Genomic DNA, 16,834 nt, shown 5'->3' on the forward strand with positions numbered 1-16,834 from the left:
GTCACCTGAGAGCCGGCCCGGCAGGATCGTCCGTGCCGGCGAGGGCAGCCCTTCGTGACGGACCCGCATGCGGTCGCGTTCACGGTGCGCTACCGCCTTCGCGAATACCTAGCCTTCGTGGTCGAGCATGCGTTCGACGTCGATCCCGAGCTGCGCGCCGCGGGTCGATGGAAGCGCGTGCAGGCGCGCGTGCTCATGGTCGTCGTCGCGACGTTCGCGTTCGCGATCAAGTCGTTGCGCCTGGGTCGTTGCACGTTCGTCATCGACGCGCGCGGCCTGACACGCGGATCACGGCTCGGCACCGCATCGGTGCCGTGGGCACGCGTGAAGGCCTTGCACGCGTACCGACCCGGCTTCCTGCTCGAGCTCGCGGAAGGCGCCGTACCCTTGCCGTACCGTGCTTTCGACGCCGTGGACCGCGAGCGCATCCGCGCGTTCGCGGCGGCGGGAATCCCGGTGCGCGTGGACGCGGCGTCATCCTGACGGAGCACTCCCGGCTGGCTTCGCGTTCAGCGCCCGTAGGCGACCATCGCCGGAATCGCCCTGCCGGACCGCCCCATGCGCCGCACGACGCGCTTCCCCTCACTTGCTTTCCTGATCGGCGCGCTCGGCGTGGTCGCCGCCTGCGCCGACTCCGCGCGCACGTCGGGCACCGCGCAGTCGGCACCGCCGCATCACGCCGCCCCGGCCTCGTGCGACGCCGCGCGCGTGGCGTGGACGACGGGCGAACGCATCGGCGAGGCGCTGACGGACAAGGCGCAGCGTGACAGCGGCGCACACCTCGTGCGCGTGATCCGTCCGGGCCAGGCCGTGACGAAGGACTTCAGCCCCGACCGCCTCAATCTCGATCTCGACGCCGACGACAAGGTCGTGCGCGCGCATTGCGGCTGAGGCCGCTCCACCCCGCGTCAACCGCGCTTCGACGACCCTTTCGCCGCACCGCGCGAGCGCAGCACACGCAGCGCGAGCGCCTCGAGCTGGCGCGCGCCACGCGCACCGGCACCGGCATACCGATGCAGGCGGCCGTCCCGCCAGGCCTCGAAGACGCGCGGATCGATGTAGGACGCGCGGCACACGGCCGGCGTGTTGCGCAGCGATGCGGCGACATCGCGCACGACCTGGTTGACGACACGCGTGACCGCGCGCTCGCTCTCCGGAACGGGCTCGCCGGCCAGGCGCGCGACCGCGTGCAGCGTGCCGCCCCAGGTGCGGAAGTCCTTGGCCGTGAAGCCCTCGCCCATCGCCTCGTGCATGTAGGCGTTGACCATGCCCGAGTCGATGCCCTGGCGACCGCCATCGTCGTCGAGGTACTGGAACAGCTGCTGGCCGGGAAGCTGCTGGCAACGGCGCACGATGCGCGCCAGCCGTTCGTCGTCGACCGTGACCGCGTGCTCGAGCCCGCTCTTGCCCTTGAAGCTCAGCGACACGCGACCGCCGCGCACGAAGTCGACATGGCGTGCACGCAGCGTGGTCAGGCCGAACGAGCGGTTGTCGCGTGCGTACTGCTCGTTGCCGACACGCACGAGCGTGCCGGCGAGCAGCGCGACGACGACCGCGAGTACCTTGTCGCGCGGCAGGCCCGGCAGCGCGAGATCACGGCGCAACCGCCTGCGCAGGCGCGGCAAGGCCTCGCCGAACGCGACCAGCCGCGCGAACTTGTCGGCGTCGCGGCGCAGGCGCCAGCGCGCGTGGTAGCGGTATTGCTTGCGCTCGCGCGCGTCGCGCCCGGTCGCCTGCAGGTGGCCGCGCGCATCGGGACAGATCCACACCTGCGTATAGGCGGGTGGCACCGCGAGCGAGCGGATACGCGCGAGTTCGTCGGCATCGGTGATGCGCCGACCGTCGATGCCCAGGTAGGTGAAGCCACTGCCGGCGCGGCGTCGTCGGATGCCCGGTGCCGTGTCGAGCACATAGACGAGGCCGGCGCGCCGCGCGAGCTTCGCCTCTTCGGGCGGCGGCGGCACGGGAACGGGCGAACGCGGCGTCGTGGGCATGCGCGCAGCGTGCCGCGGCGCGCATGAACGCGGGGAGGCCATGGCACCTGCATGCCACGGCCGTTCACGCCCGCGCCAGACTCGCCGGCGCGGGCCCGTGCATCACGGCGTGACGGGGGCGTCGCGCAGGTGCTTGTCGAGGAAGGCCAGCATCGCGCCGTAGCCGGCGATCTGGTTCTTCTTCTTGGTGAAACCGTGGCCCTCGTCGTCGAACACGACGTACTCGACCGGCACGCCGTTCTTCTTCACGGCTTCGACGATCTCGTCGGACTCCGCGAGGATCACGCGCGGATCGTTCTTGCCCTGAAGGACCAGCAGCGGACGCTTGATCTTGTCGGCGTGGAACAGCGGCGAGATCTCGATCAGGAAGTCCTTCTGCGTCTCCGGATTGCCGATCTCCTGGTAGAGCGCCTCGCGCATGCTCTCCCAGTACGGCGGAATGCTCTCGAGCGTGCGCACCCAGTTGCTGACGCCGAACACGTCGACGCCGACCTTGAACACGTCGGGCTGGAACGCGAGCGCGGCCAGCGTCATGTAGCCACCGTAGCTGCCGCCGGCGATGCCGATGCGGTCGGCGTCGACGTAGTCGAGCGACTGCAGGTACTTCTTCGCCTCGACGCAGTCCCACAGCGGCTCGCGGCCGTGCTTGCCGTCGTCGGCGGCGAAGAACGTCTTGCCGTAGCCCGAGCTGCCGCGGTTGTTGATGCCGAGCACGACGTAGCCGTTGTTGGCGAGGTATTGCATGACCGGGTTGTAGGCCCGCGTGGTCTGGCCGCCCGGACCGCCGTGCACCCACACGATCGCCGGGCGCTTGTTCGTCGCACTGGCCTGGTGCGGCTTCCACAGGATGTTCGGGATCTCGAGGCCGTCGAAGCTCTTGAAGCGCACGACGCTCGAGTCGACGAGGTCGGTCGGGGCGATCTTCGCGCTGAGGTTGGTCGTCAGGCGGCGCGCCTCGGGCTGGCCGAACTCGACGAGGTAGAGGTCGCTGGGCTGGCGGTCGCCGTTGAGGAACAGCGCCGCGCGCGACTCGGAGCGAGCGATCACGACGCCGCGGATCTCGCCGGCCGGCAGGGTCGGCAGCGTGACCTTGTCGCCGCTCGCCGCGTCACGCACTTCCAGGCGCGTGCTGCCGTCGGCGTTGATCGCGACGACGCGGTACTTGCCGTCGTGCGAGAAGTAGGAATAGACGATGTCCCAGTCTTCCTTCTGAACATCCTCGTGGGCGTCGGACGCGATCACGTAACGACGCAGGCGATCGAACTCGCTGCCTTCGTTGCTCAGGTAGAGCAGGCTCGTGCCATCCGGGGAGAAATCCTGCGCGGCGAACTGGGCATTGCCTTCGTGCTTGGACAGGTGGCGCAGCGTGCTGCTCGCGCGCTCGAGCAGGTAGAGATCGCTGTCGTTGGTCGTGCGAGGCTTGCCGAGCGCGAGCCATTTCTCGTCGTGCGACAGCGGACCGATCTCGTAGCCTTCGGTGTTCTCGTACAGTCGCTCGCGCGCGTAGGTCTTCGCGTCGTAGCGGTAGAGGTCGAAGAACTTCGGATCGCGCTCGTTGGTGGTCACGTAGAACGCATCGCCGGCGTGGTTGAAGCCCGCGAATGCGGCCTTGAGCTTGTCGCCCGGCGTCAGGTCCTTCTCGCTGCCGTCGGCCTCGATCACATAGAGGTGGTTGAGTTCGTTGCCGCCGCCGTCACGCGTGACGAGCTTGCGCTCGTCGTTCGGAAACCACGCTACCGCGTTGACGTTGTCGGTGGTCGACTGCGTGACCGCGGTCCACTCGCCGCCCGCCACCGGGATCGTGTACGCGTTCCAGATGCCGCTCCTGTTCGACGAGAACAGCAGTTTCGATTCGTCGTGCGAGAACGAGGCGTTGGCGACGCTCGTCGTGTCGACGAACTCCTCGATCGTGTACTGGCGCGACGGCAGCGTCGCAGTGGCCGTTGCAGGCGCTTCGGCGGTCTTCGCATCGGGTGATGCCTCACGCTGGCACGCGGCCAGCAGTACGGCGGTACAGGCGAGGCCGATGATCGGCAACGCTCGGAATCGGTGCATCTCGTGTCTCCCCGGTTACTGGAAAAAGTGCGCCACGCTAGCACGGCGCCGATCACGCCGAACGGCGCATGACGCATCGCAGCATGGCGCACTGTTCCGATCGCGATGGCACAGCCGCATACGAGGCAGTGTCACGCATCGGGAACACTTCCTGTTGCGACGCACAAGGAAAACATCCCTTTTTCTTTTCGCATGCAACTGAACGCAAAGGGATTTTTTTCGCGGCCGCGATTGGCACAACCACTGCTTATAAGGCCATGCGCAACGATCGTAAGCGATGCGGTTCGGCGCATGACCCTCGGGTGCATGCCGCCGGCGTCGCCGTTGCCGGGGGTCCCCATACGCGGAGAGGAGAGCAGCGAATGAAATTCAGAACAGTGGCGATGACGTGTTCCGCAGTGCTCGCGGGAGTGCTCTGCGGAAGCGCGCTCGCGAATCCGGAAACGTTGCAGCGGCAGAAGGATCCGAACCAGTGGCCGGCGCCCGGCCGCGACCTCGGCATGACCCGTCACAGCTCGCTCAAGGACATCTCGACCGACAACGTCGGCAAGCTGCAGATGATCTGGTCGCAGTCCAGCGGCACGCTGCGCGGCCACGAGGGCCAGCCCGTCGTCGTGACCGAAGGCGGCAAGGCGATGATGTACATCATCAGTGGCTGGCCGAACATCGTGCAGGCGCTGGATCTTTCCGATCCGGACAACCCGAAGGCGATCTGGCGCTACAACAAGGAAACCGACCGTGACGAGTCGGCCGTGCCGCGCGCCTGCTGCGACACCGTCAACCGCGGCCTGTCCTACGCGGACGGCAAGGTCGTGTTCGGCACCCTCGATGGCTTCCTCATCGCGCTCGACGCCAAGACCGGCAAGGAAGTCTGGGTGGTCAAGCACGCGTTCCCGGACGCCGGCGAGACGATCACGCCCGCGCCGCTGATCGCCGAGGACAAGGTGCTGATCGGCTTCGGTGGCGACGAGTTCGCCGCGCGTGGCCGCTTCACGGCCTACAACCTCAAGGACGGCAAGAAGGTGTGGGAATGCCACGCCACCGGCAGCGACAAGGACGTGTGCGTCACCAAGAACACCAACAAGGCCAATCCGCACCACGGCCAGGGCGGCAAGGACATCGGCATCTCGAGCTACCCGGGCGACGAGTGGAAGCGTGGCGGCGGCGCGAGCTGGGGCTTCTACAGCTACGACCCGGACCTCAAGCTCGTCTACCACGCGACCGGCAACCCCGGCCTGTGGAGCCCGTCCTACCGCTGCAAGTACAAGACGCACGAGGAGTGCAACAAGGGTGACCAGGACAACCACTGGTCGATGACGATCTTCGCGCGCAAGGTCGACACCGGCGAAGCCGTGTGGTCGTACCAGATGACGCCGTTCGACCAGTGGGACTACGACGGCATCAACGAGAACATGCTCGCCGACTGGACCGTCGACGGCAAGAAGCGCAAGGTCCTCGTGCACTTCGACCGCAACGGCTTTGCCTACGTGCTCGACCGTGCCGACGGCACCCTGCTCAAGGCACACAAGTTCGTGACCGCGAACTGGGCCGAGAAGGTCGACCTCAAGACCGGCAAGCCGGTCAAGGTCAAGGAGCACTCGCCCTTCAGCGTCGAGCAGAACACCCAGGTCTGCCCGTCCGCGATGGGCGGCAAGGACCAGCAGCCGTGCGCCCTCGATCCGAACGAGGAAGGCATGGCGTACTGCCCGACCAACAACTGGTGCATGGAGCTCGAGCCGCAGGAGCGTTCGCACACCCAGCAGGGCACCGTGTACGTGTTCGCCAACGTGTACATGTATCCGGAGAAGCCGGGCGTCACGGGCAAGTTCAAGAAGTTCAACGTGCTCACGGGTGAGACGGTGTGGGAAATCCCCGACCAGTATCCGAACTGGGGTGGCGCGCTCGTCACCGACGGCGGCCTCGCGTTCTACGGCAGCCTCGGCGGTGACTTCCGCGCGGTCGACCGCAAGACCGGCAAGGTGCTGTGGTCGCGCAAGCTCGGCTCCGGAATCATCGGCAACCCGATCACCTACAAGGTGAACGGCAAGCAGTATGTGTCGGTGTGGAGCGGCATCGGCGGCTGGATCGGCCTGCCGGTCACGGCTGGCCTCGACCTCGAGGACAAGTTCGGCGCGATCGGCGCCACCGCCATGACCAAGGCGGCCAACCTCGACAAGATCCCGCAGGGCGGCACGCTGTATACGTTCCGCGTCGGTGACTGACCGCGACGTGACGCAACCCGAGTGACACCTGCCCGGCGCCGAACAGGCGCCGGGCATTTGCGTTTCCGTACCCCCACCAAAGTCGTGTTGATGTGATGCCGCTGCCGAGAACAGGCTCTGCGCGTCCCGATGCGATGGATGCCGCAGGAGCCGCACGAATGCCCCGGACACTTCCCCTGGCGATCCTCGCCGCGCTCGCCCTCGCAGGCGCTGCCGCACCCGCCCATGCCGACGACGAGATCCGTGCGCTGCGCGTCTGCGCCGATCCCGGCAACCTGCCGCTCTCCAACGACAAGGGCGAAGGCTTCCAGAACAAGATCGCCCAGGTGCTCGGCGAAGCACTCGGCACCGGCGTGCAGTACGACTTCCGCCCTTCGACCGAGCGCGGCCTCATGCGCGGCACGCTCGACGCGAACGCGTGCGACGTCATGTTCGATCTTCCCGCGGACCTCGAGCGCATCCTCGCGACCAAGCCGCTGTACCGCAGCACGTTCGTGTTCGTCTCGCGCAACGACCGCAAGCTCGTCGTGCGCGACCTCGACGACCCGCAGCTCAAGAAGCTCAAGATCGGCGTGTACCAGATGTCGTCGATCCGCGCGGCGCTCGCCGACCACGACGTCAAGGAGAACACGGTCACCCATTTCATCAGCTACGACGGTGCGCGCGTGCCCGAGCACCAGCCGTCGTACCAGGTCCAGCGCATGATCGACGGCGAACTCGACATGGTCGCGATCTGGGGCCCGTTCGCGGGCTGGTACCGCACGATCAAGCAGCAGCCGATCACGCTGCAGCCGGCCAACCTCATGTCGACCGGCGAACCGCTGCAGTTCGACATGGCGCTCGGCGTGCGCCGCGGCGACCGCCAGCTGCGCGACAAGCTCGACACGCTGCTCGAGGCCAACAAGGACAAGATCCGAGCGATCCTCGACGAGTACGGTGTGCCGCTCGTGCAGTGCGAAGGCTGCATCATCAGCGGCGACCTCGTCGCCAAGGCCGACACGACGCCCAAGCCGCCGACCGAGGTCGCGACGATGGCCACGCCGAAGGGCGGCACCGGCGCGTCGCTCGACCAGCTCAAGCGCTGGCTCAAGGAAGGTGCCGATCCGAAGAGCGAACTCTCCAACGCCGCGACCGCCGGCGATGTCGTGCGCGTGAAGTACCTCGTCGAGCTCGGCACCGACATCAACGTGCGCGACGACGAGGGCTACACGCCGCTGCTCACCGCCGTGAAGACGCGCTACAACGAGCTCACGCGCTATCTGATCCAGGCCGGTGCCGACGTCAACCTCGCCGACCGCGACGGCTGGACGCCGCTCATGTACGCGGCCTGGCGTGACAGCCCCGAGATCGTCGGCATGCTGCTCGCCAAGGGTGCCACGCTCGAAGCGACCAACAAGCAGGGCCTCACGCCGCTGTGCATCGCCGCGCAGCACGGCAAGAGCGGTTCCACCGCGGCGCTGCTCGAGGCCGGCGCGAACGTCGGCGTCGTTGTCGGCGGCGGCGGCTACACGCCGCTCATGCTCGCGCTCGTCGGCGGCTGGGACGATGCCGCAGCCAAGCTCATCGAGCGCGGCGCCGACGTCAACGCGCAGAACAAGGCCGGCATCACGCCGCTGATCATCGCGGCAGCGGCCAACCGCGTCGAATCGGTCAAGCGCCTGCTCGCGAAGGGCGCCGATGCGAATGCGAAAAGCGAGGACGGCACCACGGCACTCGGCATCGCCAGCGAGCGCAACAACAAGGCCGTGGTCGAGGTGCTGCAGCAGGCCCATTCGGGCCTGAAAGGCAGCGGTTCAGGCGGTGCGGCGCAGCGTGGCTGAGCCACGACCCGCCCGCGTTACCCAGGTGACATACCAGGCAAGCATGAGGAGTCGTTCGTGTTGAAGACAGTTGCAGCAGGTATCCCGATGGTGCTCGCGATCGCCGCGTTGTTCGGCGCCGCCGGCATGACCCAGGCCGCCGAGGAGAAGGCCGCCGCTCCCGCCGCCGCGGGTGGCACGATGCCACCGCTCGAGCGCGTCAAGGCCACACCGAAGGGACAGCTCAAGAACCCGTACACGGACGAGGACAAGACGATCGTCGAGGAAGGCCGCAAGCTGTTCATGCGCGCGAGCTGCAACGGCTGCCACGGCGGATCGGGTGGTGGCGGCATGTGCCCGCCACTGACCAACGAGACCTGGGTCTACGGCGGCGACGACGACACGCTTTTCCGCCTCGTCTCCGAGGGCAGCGACTCGCTGCAGAAGGACGGCTACCACCGCATCGGCAAGGAGAACGTGGTCGGCCCGATGATGCCGTTCGGCACGATCATCAAGAGCGACGACGACCTCTGGAAGATCATCACGTTCATCCGCTCGAACTGGCGCGGCAGCCCGGCCAAGAAGTTCGGCGACGCCTCGAAGGATGCTTCCGCCGCGAAGGCTGACTACGGCAAGCACTGAGGAACCTCCCGTGCGCCGGCCTCGCCGGTGCACGGGCTACCCGCGGCACGCGCGGCGCGGGTATCGTGCGGCATCGGCCGGCGCGCCGGATGCCGCGCACGCCGCGATGCCCCGCACGAAGGAGATCCCCCGCATGATCCGAACGCACCGTGGCCTCGCCCTGCTCGCGCTCGTCGCGCTCGCGCCGCTCGCACACGCCGCACCGATGGCCTACGTGCCGAACCAGCGCAGCGGCACGATCTCAGTCATCGATACGGGCACCGACACCGTCGTGCGCACCCTCGACGGGCAGAAGACCTTCGGCAAGCGCCTGCAGCAGGTGGCCGTCGATCGTGACGGAAAGACCCTCTTCGTGATCGACGCCGCGCACTCCAAGCTCGTCGCGCTCGACATCGCAACCGATACGGTGCGCACGTCCACGGAGATCGAGGACGACGCCGAAGGCGTGACCGTCTCGCCCGACGGCAAGACGCTCGCGGTCTGCGTCGAAGGCTCGCAGCACGTGCTCGTCGTCGATGCGACTACGCTCGCGACGAAGGCCGACATCAAGACCCAAGGGCGCAATCCCGAGCACTGCGTGTTCTCGCCCGACGACAAGTGGCTGGTCACGAGCAACGAGGCCTCGAGCGACCTCGACGTGATCGACCTCGCCACGAACACCTCGGTCGCGACGATCAAGACCACCGGCCATCCGCGTGGCATGGCGTTCGTGCCCGGGACGGGCCATCTCTACGTCGCGCAGGAGACCGGCAACGTCGTCGACGTGATCGACGTGGCGGCGCGCAAGAAACTGTCGAGCATCGCGGCGGGCCTGCGCACGGCCGGCCTCACCGCGAGCAGGGACGGCAAGCACGTCTACGCGTCGAACGGCGGCGCGGGCAGCATCTCGGTGATCGACGTCGCCCAAGGCAAGGTCGTCGCCGAGGTCAAGGTCGGCGAGCGCCCGTGGAACCCGTCGCTGACGCCGGACGGCAAGAAGCTCTACGTCGCCAACGGGCGCTCCAACAGCGTCAGCGTGATCGACACGACCACGCGCACGAAGCTCAAGGACATCCCGGTCGGCGAGATGCCGTGGGGCGTCATCGTCGGACCCTGAGTCCACCCGGCGCGGCGGCACATGGTCGCCGCGCCGTCCCGCTCACGAGCCGAGCTTCTTCGCGAGATTGTCGAGACCCGCGCGCAGCAGGTCGTGAATCGCCTTCTTCGCGGCGTCGTCATTGAGGTTTTCGGGCGGATCGTTGTGCGTGTCGCCGCGGTAGAAGCGCGCCGACCAGGTCACCTCGCTGCCGCCATCGGCCGGCTTCACGCTCAGCTCGGCCGTGTAGTAGCTGACCGGGAACGCCTCGAGGTTCTCCTGGTAGAGGCGATACGAGTACGTCATCGCCGCAGCGTCCCAGGTGTCGAGGTTGTCGACGATCTCGCCACCCGAGGCGAGCTCGACCTTGCGCTCGGAGCCGGGCGTATTGCCGTTGCTGACCGTGCTCGCCTTCACGGCCGGGTTCCATGCCGCGAGGTTGCCGAAGTCGCCGATCATCTTCCACACCTCGGCTGGCGGCTTGGCGATCTTCACGGTCTCGTCGGCCTTGTGCGGGGTCGGGCCGTGCGCGTGCGCCGGCGCGGCGAGTGCCGACGCGACGACACAGGCCGCGAGGAGGAACGGGATCTTCATGCGTGTCTCCTGATGATCATGGAACGAAGGCGGATGCTTCGCGCAGCGCGCGCGATGGCGGGCAGCAGCCAGACGATGCACAGGCAGGCGAGCGCGAGCGCGGCGAGGAACGGTGCCAGCGGCACGTGTGCGTCGACCTCGCGCGGCGTCGCGTCCCGCACGATCGCGCGCTCGAGGTCGAGGCCCGGGGCGAGCGTCGCGTAGCCGAGTCCGGTCATGCCGGCAAGCGTGCGCAGGAACGGTTCGCGTACCGACGACAGATGTTCCTCGCCCTGCGCGGCTGCGGCACCCCAAGGTGCGTTGCGCGGATGCCAGCCTTCGCGGTGCTGCACGTCGGCCGGCGGTTCGCCGCTGCGGTTCTCCTGCGTGACGTCGTCGGCTGCGAGGAAGCCAATCTCGCGGCCGTCGCGATCGAACTTCGGTATCGGTGACGGCACGGTGCCGCCGACGCCGACGACGAGGCCACGCACCTTGCCGGGTTCGCCTTCGTAACGTGGCGGACCGCTCCAGTGCGTCGGCGGCGACTCCTGGCCGTCGGTCAGGAACACGAGGTCGGTGCCGTAGCGCGACGCGAGGTCGATGGACTGGTACAGCCCTGAGGCGACGTAGCTGTCACCCTCCCAGCCCATGCGCCAGTCGAGCGCGGCGAGTGTCCCGGCGAGCGTGGCGTAGTTCGCGCAGGTCTCCATCGGTGCGAGCAGCAGGAACGGGCGCCGCTCCGCGAACAGCGCGAGGCCCGCACGCGATCCGCACGGCAATCCGGCAACCAGTGCGGCGAGTTCACGCGAAACATGCGCGAGGCGGCTCTCGGGCGCCTCGCCATGGCGGTAGTCGCGCACGTTCATGCTGCCGGTGATGTCGACGACGAACAGCGCGTCGACGCGCTGGCGCGGGATCGACACGCGCGGCGAGAACGCCGCGACGATCGCGCATGCCGCGGCGGCGGCGAGCAGCCAGAAACGCGCATCGCGCCGCCCCGTCACGGCCCACCCCGCGGCTGACCCGGCAGGTCGGTCCACAGCTTGTCGGGCTGTTCGGGCGGCTCCTCGTCGCCTTCGGCCTCGCCGTCGGGGAAGTCGCGCACGAGGCGCATCGCGATATCGAGGTTGACCTTGGCGTCCCAGTGCGCCGGATCGATCTGCAGCGCGCGCCGGTAGAACTGCTTGGCGAGGTTCACCTGCGCGATCGTGTCGTCGTAGCGGTGCGCGCCGACGATCGCGAGCGCCTGGCGCAGGTGCGCGTTGGCGAGGTCGTAGAGCGCGGCCGCTTCGAACGCCGGCGCGCCGTCCGCGGCGAGGTGCTCGACGAGCGGACGCGCCTCGTCGAAACGGCCCCGCGAAGCGAGCCAGTGCACACGTGCAAAGCGGACTGCATCGCGCGCATCGTCGGCCACGGCCACGTCGTCGCCACGCGCGAGTGCCGCGATGATGCGGTTGTCGTCGACGATGCGCTTCCAGGCGAGCAGGCTCGCGGCGAGCGCGAGCAGCGCGAGCGCGAGTGCGGTCCAGACGATGATGCCGCGCCAGCGCGCGCTCACCGGCGCACCACAGGCATGGGCATGTCGGCGCGCACCTCGACGAGTTTCGCGGCCGCGAGCAGCGCGCACGCGAGTGCCGCGAGTCCGAACGCAAACGGTGCGAGGTCGCGCTGCGGCGCCGGTTCGAGCCACTGCACCTCGCCGCGCTCGGCCTCGTCGATCGCGTCGATCGCGGCGGCGAGCTCGCCTGCGCTCTCGGCCTCGAACGCGCGATACGGTACGCCGAGCGTGCGGAAGAACAGGTCGAGATGGCGTTCGGGCATCGATTGCGGGGTGTCCTGCGACGGATCGGCCGGCGCATCGAACGGCCCCGCACTGCGCTCGGTGCGCAAGAACAGCCAGTACAGGCGCAGCGGCCGCGCCGCGAAGGCCGCGCGCAGGCTCTCCTGCACGCGACGATCGATCACCGCGGCGCCGTCGGAGACGAGCACCATGACCTGCGAGGCGGTCTGATCGCGTTCGTCGAACAGCGAGAACGCCATCGCGAGGCCGCGTGCAACATCGGTGTAGGCGAGCCCGGGCTCGTCGATCGGCGCGATCGCCGCGCGGATCGCCGCGCGACGGTCGGTCATCGGCAGGATGAACATCGGCGAGGTCGAGAACCCGACGACGCCGACACGGTCGTGCCCGCGGCGTTCGACGAAGGCGTCGAGCAGGCGCTTCGCCGCGGCGGCCTTCGACTCCTCGCCGCCTTCGGGGGTGCGTCCCGCGAACGTGCTGTTCATGCTGCCGCTGCGGTCGATGACGAGGCCGAGGTGGGCACCCGTGCTCGTGCGCGGGATGCTGTCGTGCTGGCGCACGGGCGCCGCCAGCGCGAGCACGAACGCGACGAGTGCGAGCGAGCCGAGCGTGCGCAACGCGATGTCGAGCGCGTCGGACGCACTGTCCGCCGGTACGCTGCCGAGCCAGCTCCAGTCCGAAACCGCGCGGCTGCCGAGCCACCACGGCAGCAGCGCAAGCGGCAGCAACCACAAGGCCTGTGGCCGCAGCAGCACGAGATGCGACCAGATACTCATCGTGTCCGCCGCTCGGCGACGGCCAGCGCACCGGCGAGCGCCACGAGCTCGCGCACCGACAGGATCGTGCGCGCGGCTGCGCCATCGCCGGCGAAGAACAGCGCACGTGACGCCGCGAAGAAGCGCCCGATAGGCTCGGCAAGCGTGGCGAAGGCAGGCCGTGCGGCGAGCCAGGCCGCGACGTCCTCGGCGAACAGGCGGCGGCCAGCGCTCGTATCGAAGGCGCGGTGCAGTCGGCGCACGTGGTCGTCGTAGTGTGCGTCGTCGGTGCGGCGCAGCGCGCGCGAAGCGTGTGCGAAAGGTCGGTCGGGCCGCGCATGGAACGGCCACCAGGCGTGGCGGCGCACGACCGCGGCGAAGGCGAGCAGCACGAGCACCGTACATGCGGCGACGGCGATCCGCGCCGATCGCGTGTCGCGCATCGTCGGCAAGGCATCGGGCCGCAACACGATCGTGCGCTCGCCATCGACGCCACCGGAGCCGAGCTTGACCTCGCGCAGCGGCGACATCGTCACGATCGCTTCGGGCACGCGCGCCTGCACGACCGTGGTGCCGTCGGTGACGCCGATGTCGAATCCCGGCAGCGTGCGTTCGAGCGCCTGGATCGGTGCGTAGAAGGTCTGGTAGTCGAGGTCGATGCGCAGCACGTCGACATCGCCGTCGCGGCGCGACGACGTGCGCACGCTGCGCAGGTCGAGCCAGTAGCGCTGCGCACCGGGCGCCGGAAGCGACGTCGCCTGCAGCGTCCATCCGCGCTCGACCTCGATCTCGATCGCGCGCGGCACGAGGTCGCCGATCATGAAGCCGTAGGCGCGCGTATCGACCGCGTGCACGCCGCGGACCTGCGCATGCACGAGGCCGGCCGACAGGACGATCAACACGCTGGCGGCAATGCGCAGGCCGTGCATGTCAGCGTCCGATCAGGTGGGCGGACAGCGCTTCGGCATCGACGCGCGCGCCGACGTCGAGCATCGCGGCACCGTGCGCCGCGCAGATCGCATGCAGCGCGCGCGACTGCGCCTCGCGCGCCTCGCGCCAGCGCGTGTGCAACGCCGGCCGCAGCCAGACGAGCCGGCGACGGCCGTCCTCGCGGTCGCGCAGTTCGGCGAGGCCGTGACGAGGCAGCGTGTCCTGCGACGGATCGAGCAGGCGCAGCGGCACGGTGTCGTGCGCGGCGAGCGCCTCGAGCAGGCGATTCGCATCGTCTGGCCCGAACGCGAAGTCCGACACGACGAACACGAGGCTGCGACGCCGGCCGAGACACTCCGCGGCACCGACGAGCGCGTCGATGCCACGCCCCGACGGCAACGTGGTGTCGAGCGCATCGAGATCGCCGTCGGCGTTCGCGTGGCGTGCGGCGCGCTCATGCAGCACGGCACGTCCTGCGACGACGAGGCCGAACGCATCACGCAGCGTGCGTGTCGCCGTGGCCACGAGGCGAGCCAGCGCGCAGGCGCGTGTCCACGCCGGCCGCATCGAGGCCGAAGCATCGACGAGGACGTGCACGGCCGCGGCGGCGCGCTGCTCGAACTCGCGCACGTGCAGGCCGCCGAACGGATCGCGCAGGCTGGCGCGCAGGTCGATGCGACGCGGGTCTGGGGAACGGTCGAACGGCACGATCTGGCGCAGGTGGCCGAGCGCGCCGGCATCCACGCCGCGATGCGCGCCCGGCATCGGCGAACGCACGCGCCAGCGCAGCGCGTAGGCGAGCACCGCGTCGTCGGACGTGACGGCCGCCTGGGCGGAGCTGCTCGTCATCGGCACGGCGCCTGCGTCAGGGTGCCGGCACGTGGTCGAACACGGCCTTGCACAGCGCGCGCACGATCGTGTCGCGGCGCGGCTCGTAGACCGGCGCGAGGAACACGCGATGCGCGACGACTTCGAAGAACACCGCACGCAGGTCCTCGGGCACGAGCATGTCGCGCCCCTCGAGCCAGGCCCGCACGCGCGCCGCGCGCACGAGGTTGGCGATGCCGCGCGGGCTCGCGCCGCCGACGACGAGACGCGAGGTGTCGACACCGTCGATCACGAGGCCCGCTCCGGCCGGATCGCGCACGGCGCGCCACAACGCCTCGACGTAGTGCTGCACGCTGTCGCTCGCGGCGACCTGCGCCTGGATCGCGCGTGCGACGCCGTCGAGCGCGGCCGGATCGAGCACGCCGGGCGAGACGCCCGCGACCAGCGCGGCCACGTCGTGGAAGCGCGGATCGAACACGAGCGCACGACGGGTCGCCGCATCGTCCGGAGCGGTGATGGTGACCTCCATGAAGAAGCGGTCACGTGCCGCCGCGGGCAGCTCAAACGTCTCCTCGCGCTCGACCTGGTTGCGGTCGGCGAACACCTGGAGATGCGGGAACGCGTACTCGCGGTTGAACGCCGACAGCGTACGCTCGGCCATGAGGCGCAGCAGCAGCGAATGCACCTGCGGGCGCGCGCGGTTGATCTCGTTGAAGAAGAACACGGCGAGGTCTTCGCCCTTGCGCAGCACGGGGCCCGGCTCGACACGCGGCTTGCCATGCTCGTCGAGGTAGGTGTGGTAGACGAGGTCGCCCGGCATGAGATCGATCGTGCCTTCGACGCGCCCGTAGGCGCCGCCGATCGCACGCGCGACCGCCTGCAGCATGGTCGTCTTGCCGACACCGACATCGCCCTCGAGCAGCACGTGGCCGCGTGCGAACACCGCGATCGTGAGCAGGCGCAGCGCGCGCGACTGGCCGACGACGGCCTTGCCGACTTCGTGTTCGAACCGCAGCGCGCGTTCGCGCCAGGCCGCGAGGTCGACGGGAGGTGACGCGACGGATCCGTTGGACATGTTCACGCGTTCGTGCAGGGGTGTCGTTGGGGTCGGGATGTGCGCCCGCACGCGCCTCCCGCGCGACGATCGCTTGCGGAGCATCGCCGCGGCCGGTGCGATCCGGCCGCCGCGACAATGGGTGGCATCACGGGTTCGGCAGCTTGGCGACGTCGTACTCGAACTTGCCGGTCTTCTTGAAGTTCGCGATGCGCCTGGCATTGCGCTCTTCCATCGCGGCCAGCGACACCGACTGCTTGTTGAGCTCGGTCGGGTTGTGCTTCGGGTCGTACTTCGAACCCGCGACCTTCTCGGGGTAGCCCGGCTTCGGTTCCCAGCAGTTGCCGGGTTCCTTGCACTTGGTGCCGTCGTAGGCGGACGCGGAACCCGCGAACAGGCCCGCCGCGGCGAGCACGAGCACGGAAGCGGTGATGCGCAAAGTGGTTTTCGTCTTCATCGTGGTCCTCTCTCGGTTGGACGTGGAACCTCATCGGTGCGCCGGCCCCTCGCCGACGCATCGTGTGTTGTTTTTCAGGGAGCGCACTCGGCGCCGGCGGGCACCTCGAGCGTGTCGTCCTTCGACCAGGGCTTGTAGGCTTTCTTCTCGTCGTCGCTCATCCACTCGGCTTCCTCGACCTTGCCGTGGTAGATGTGGCGCACCCACGCCATGACCTGCAGCATCTCGTCGAGCGTCAGGGCGAGGTACTGCGGGCCCATCTGCGCGCGCGCGCCACCGAACACGATCGAGAACAGGCCTTCGTCGGTCTTGCCTTCGGGATAGGTCCAGTAGTCGTCGGTGAGCGACGGGCCGATCTTGCCCTCGGCGTAATGGCCGTGGCAGGCCGAACACGCCGTGAGCATGAGTTCTTCGCCCTTCTTCAGGCACGCGGGCTTGCTGTTGTACGGGTTCCTGCCGGTCTCGAGGAACTGCTTCACGCCGGGCGTGTCCCTACCCTCGTCGCGCGCATTGGAAAGGTCGAGCGCGGAGCCGTCGGTCACGTTGCGGAACGTGATCTGTGCCACCGCATTCGTCGCGGAGAGGCCGGCCGCCAGCGCGGTCGCGGCAAGGATCATGCGTACTGCTTTCTTCATCGTCTGCCTGTCTGGGT

17 protein-coding genes are annotated in these 16,834 nt (G+C 68.9%); 6 read left to right on the forward strand and 11 right to left on the reverse strand.

Features of this window, described 5'->3' with window-relative positions; genetic code table 11:
- The first annotated feature begins 54 nt into the window (after window positions 1-54).
- Together ACQQ2N_RS03800 and ACQQ2N_RS03805 are read left to right on the forward strand one after the other, a co-directional pair.
- Window positions 55-483, forward strand: a complete 429-nt coding sequence (locus tag ACQQ2N_RS03800; RefSeq protein ID WP_440224348.1) for a YcxB family protein — start codon at window positions 55-57, stop codon at window positions 481-483.
- Between the two features lie 75 nt (window positions 484-558).
- Window positions 559-891, forward strand: a complete 333-nt coding sequence (locus tag ACQQ2N_RS03805) for an I78 family peptidase inhibitor (protein ID WP_440224349.1) — start codon at window positions 559-561, stop codon at window positions 889-891.
- A gap of 17 nt (window positions 892-908) precedes the next feature.
- On the opposite strand, the gene ACQQ2N_RS03810 is transcribed toward ACQQ2N_RS03805, so the two are convergent.
- Entirely contained in the window at window positions 909-1,994 is a 1,086-nt protein-coding gene (locus ACQQ2N_RS03810) for a DNA topoisomerase IB (RefSeq protein WP_440224350.1), read from the reverse strand.
- Between the two features lie 102 nt (window positions 1,995-2,096).
- Window positions 2,097-4,049 carry a S9 family peptidase gene (locus tag ACQQ2N_RS03815; protein WP_440224351.1) on the reverse strand — a complete coding sequence of 651 codons (1,953 nt, stop codon included), beginning with the start codon at window positions 4,047-4,049 and terminating at the stop codon, window positions 2,097-2,099.
- A gap of 383 nt (window positions 4,050-4,432) precedes the next feature.
- On the opposite strand from ACQQ2N_RS03815, the gene ACQQ2N_RS03820 reads away from it, so the two are divergent.
- From ACQQ2N_RS03820 to ACQQ2N_RS03835, 4 genes are all read left to right on the forward strand, one after another.
- The gene (locus ACQQ2N_RS03820; RefSeq protein WP_440224352.1) at window positions 4,433-6,271 is read left to right on the forward strand and encodes a PQQ-dependent dehydrogenase, methanol/ethanol family; all 1,839 of its coding nucleotides are present in this window, start codon (window positions 4,433-4,435) and stop codon (window positions 6,269-6,271) included.
- A gap of 158 nt (window positions 6,272-6,429) precedes the next feature.
- On the forward strand, window positions 6,430-8,091 hold the full coding sequence (locus tag ACQQ2N_RS03825) for a quinoprotein dehydrogenase-associated putative ABC transporter substrate-binding protein (RefSeq protein WP_440224353.1): 1,662 nt from the start codon (window positions 6,430-6,432) through the stop codon (window positions 8,089-8,091).
- 57 nt (window positions 8,092-8,148) lie between these two features.
- Window positions 8,149-8,712, forward strand: a complete 564-nt coding sequence (locus ACQQ2N_RS03830; protein ID WP_440224354.1) for a c-type cytochrome — start codon at window positions 8,149-8,151, stop codon at window positions 8,710-8,712.
- A gap of 133 nt (window positions 8,713-8,845) precedes the next feature.
- The gene (locus ACQQ2N_RS03835; protein ID WP_440224355.1) at window positions 8,846-9,808 is read left to right on the forward strand and encodes a beta-propeller fold lactonase family protein; all 963 of its coding nucleotides are present in this window, start codon (window positions 8,846-8,848) and stop codon (window positions 9,806-9,808) included.
- 42 nt (window positions 9,809-9,850) lie between these two features.
- On the opposite strand, the gene ACQQ2N_RS03840 is transcribed toward ACQQ2N_RS03835, so the two are convergent.
- From ACQQ2N_RS03840 to moxG, 9 genes are all read right to left on the reverse strand, one after another.
- Window positions 9,851-10,381 (reverse strand): SRPBCC family protein, encoded by a 531-nt coding sequence (locus ACQQ2N_RS03840; RefSeq protein ID WP_440224356.1) that lies wholly within the window; start codon window positions 10,379-10,381, stop codon window positions 9,851-9,853.
- Entirely contained in the window at window positions 10,378-11,364 is a 987-nt protein-coding gene (locus ACQQ2N_RS03845; protein ID WP_440224357.1) for a vWA domain-containing protein, read from the reverse strand. The genes ACQQ2N_RS03840 and ACQQ2N_RS03845 overlap by 4 nt, the downstream gene beginning before the upstream one ends.
- Entirely contained in the window at window positions 11,361-11,918 is a 558-nt protein-coding gene (locus ACQQ2N_RS03850; RefSeq protein WP_440224358.1) for a hypothetical protein, read from the reverse strand. The genes ACQQ2N_RS03845 and ACQQ2N_RS03850 overlap by 4 nt, the downstream gene beginning before the upstream one ends.
- Window positions 11,915-12,934, reverse strand: coding sequence for a vWA domain-containing protein (locus ACQQ2N_RS03855; protein WP_440224359.1), 1,020 nt, complete (start codon window positions 12,932-12,934; stop codon window positions 11,915-11,917). Before ACQQ2N_RS03855 ends, ACQQ2N_RS03850 begins: the two co-directional genes overlap by 4 nt.
- Complete coding sequence (locus tag ACQQ2N_RS03860) at window positions 12,931-13,842, reverse strand: hypothetical protein (protein ID WP_440224360.1); 912 nt, start codon at window positions 13,840-13,842, stop codon at window positions 12,931-12,933. Before ACQQ2N_RS03860 ends, ACQQ2N_RS03855 begins: the two co-directional genes overlap by 4 nt.
- Window position 13,843: 1 nt before the next feature.
- Window positions 13,844-14,692 carry a DUF58 domain-containing protein gene (locus ACQQ2N_RS03865; protein ID WP_440224361.1) on the reverse strand — a complete coding sequence of 283 codons (849 nt, stop codon included), beginning with the start codon at window positions 14,690-14,692 and terminating at the stop codon, window positions 13,844-13,846.
- A 16-nt stretch (window positions 14,693-14,708) separates the two neighbouring features.
- Window positions 14,709-15,746 (reverse strand): AAA family ATPase, encoded by a 1,038-nt coding sequence (locus ACQQ2N_RS03870; RefSeq protein WP_440224362.1) that lies wholly within the window; start codon window positions 15,744-15,746, stop codon window positions 14,709-14,711.
- Between the two features lie 127 nt (window positions 15,747-15,873).
- Complete coding sequence (locus ACQQ2N_RS03875; RefSeq protein WP_440224363.1) at window positions 15,874-16,182, reverse strand: methanol dehydrogenase [cytochrome c] subunit; 309 nt, start codon at window positions 16,180-16,182, stop codon at window positions 15,874-15,876.
- Between the two features lie 74 nt (window positions 16,183-16,256).
- Complete coding sequence (moxG, locus tag ACQQ2N_RS03880) at window positions 16,257-16,799, reverse strand: cytochrome c(L), periplasmic (RefSeq protein ID WP_440224364.1); 543 nt, start codon at window positions 16,797-16,799, stop codon at window positions 16,257-16,259.
- Window positions 16,800-16,834: the final 35 nt, after the last annotated feature.

The sequence above is a fragment of the Dokdonella aquatica genome (assembly GCF_051987395.1).
Lineage (GTDB): Bacteria > Pseudomonadota > Gammaproteobacteria > Xanthomonadales > Rhodanobacteraceae > Dokdonella.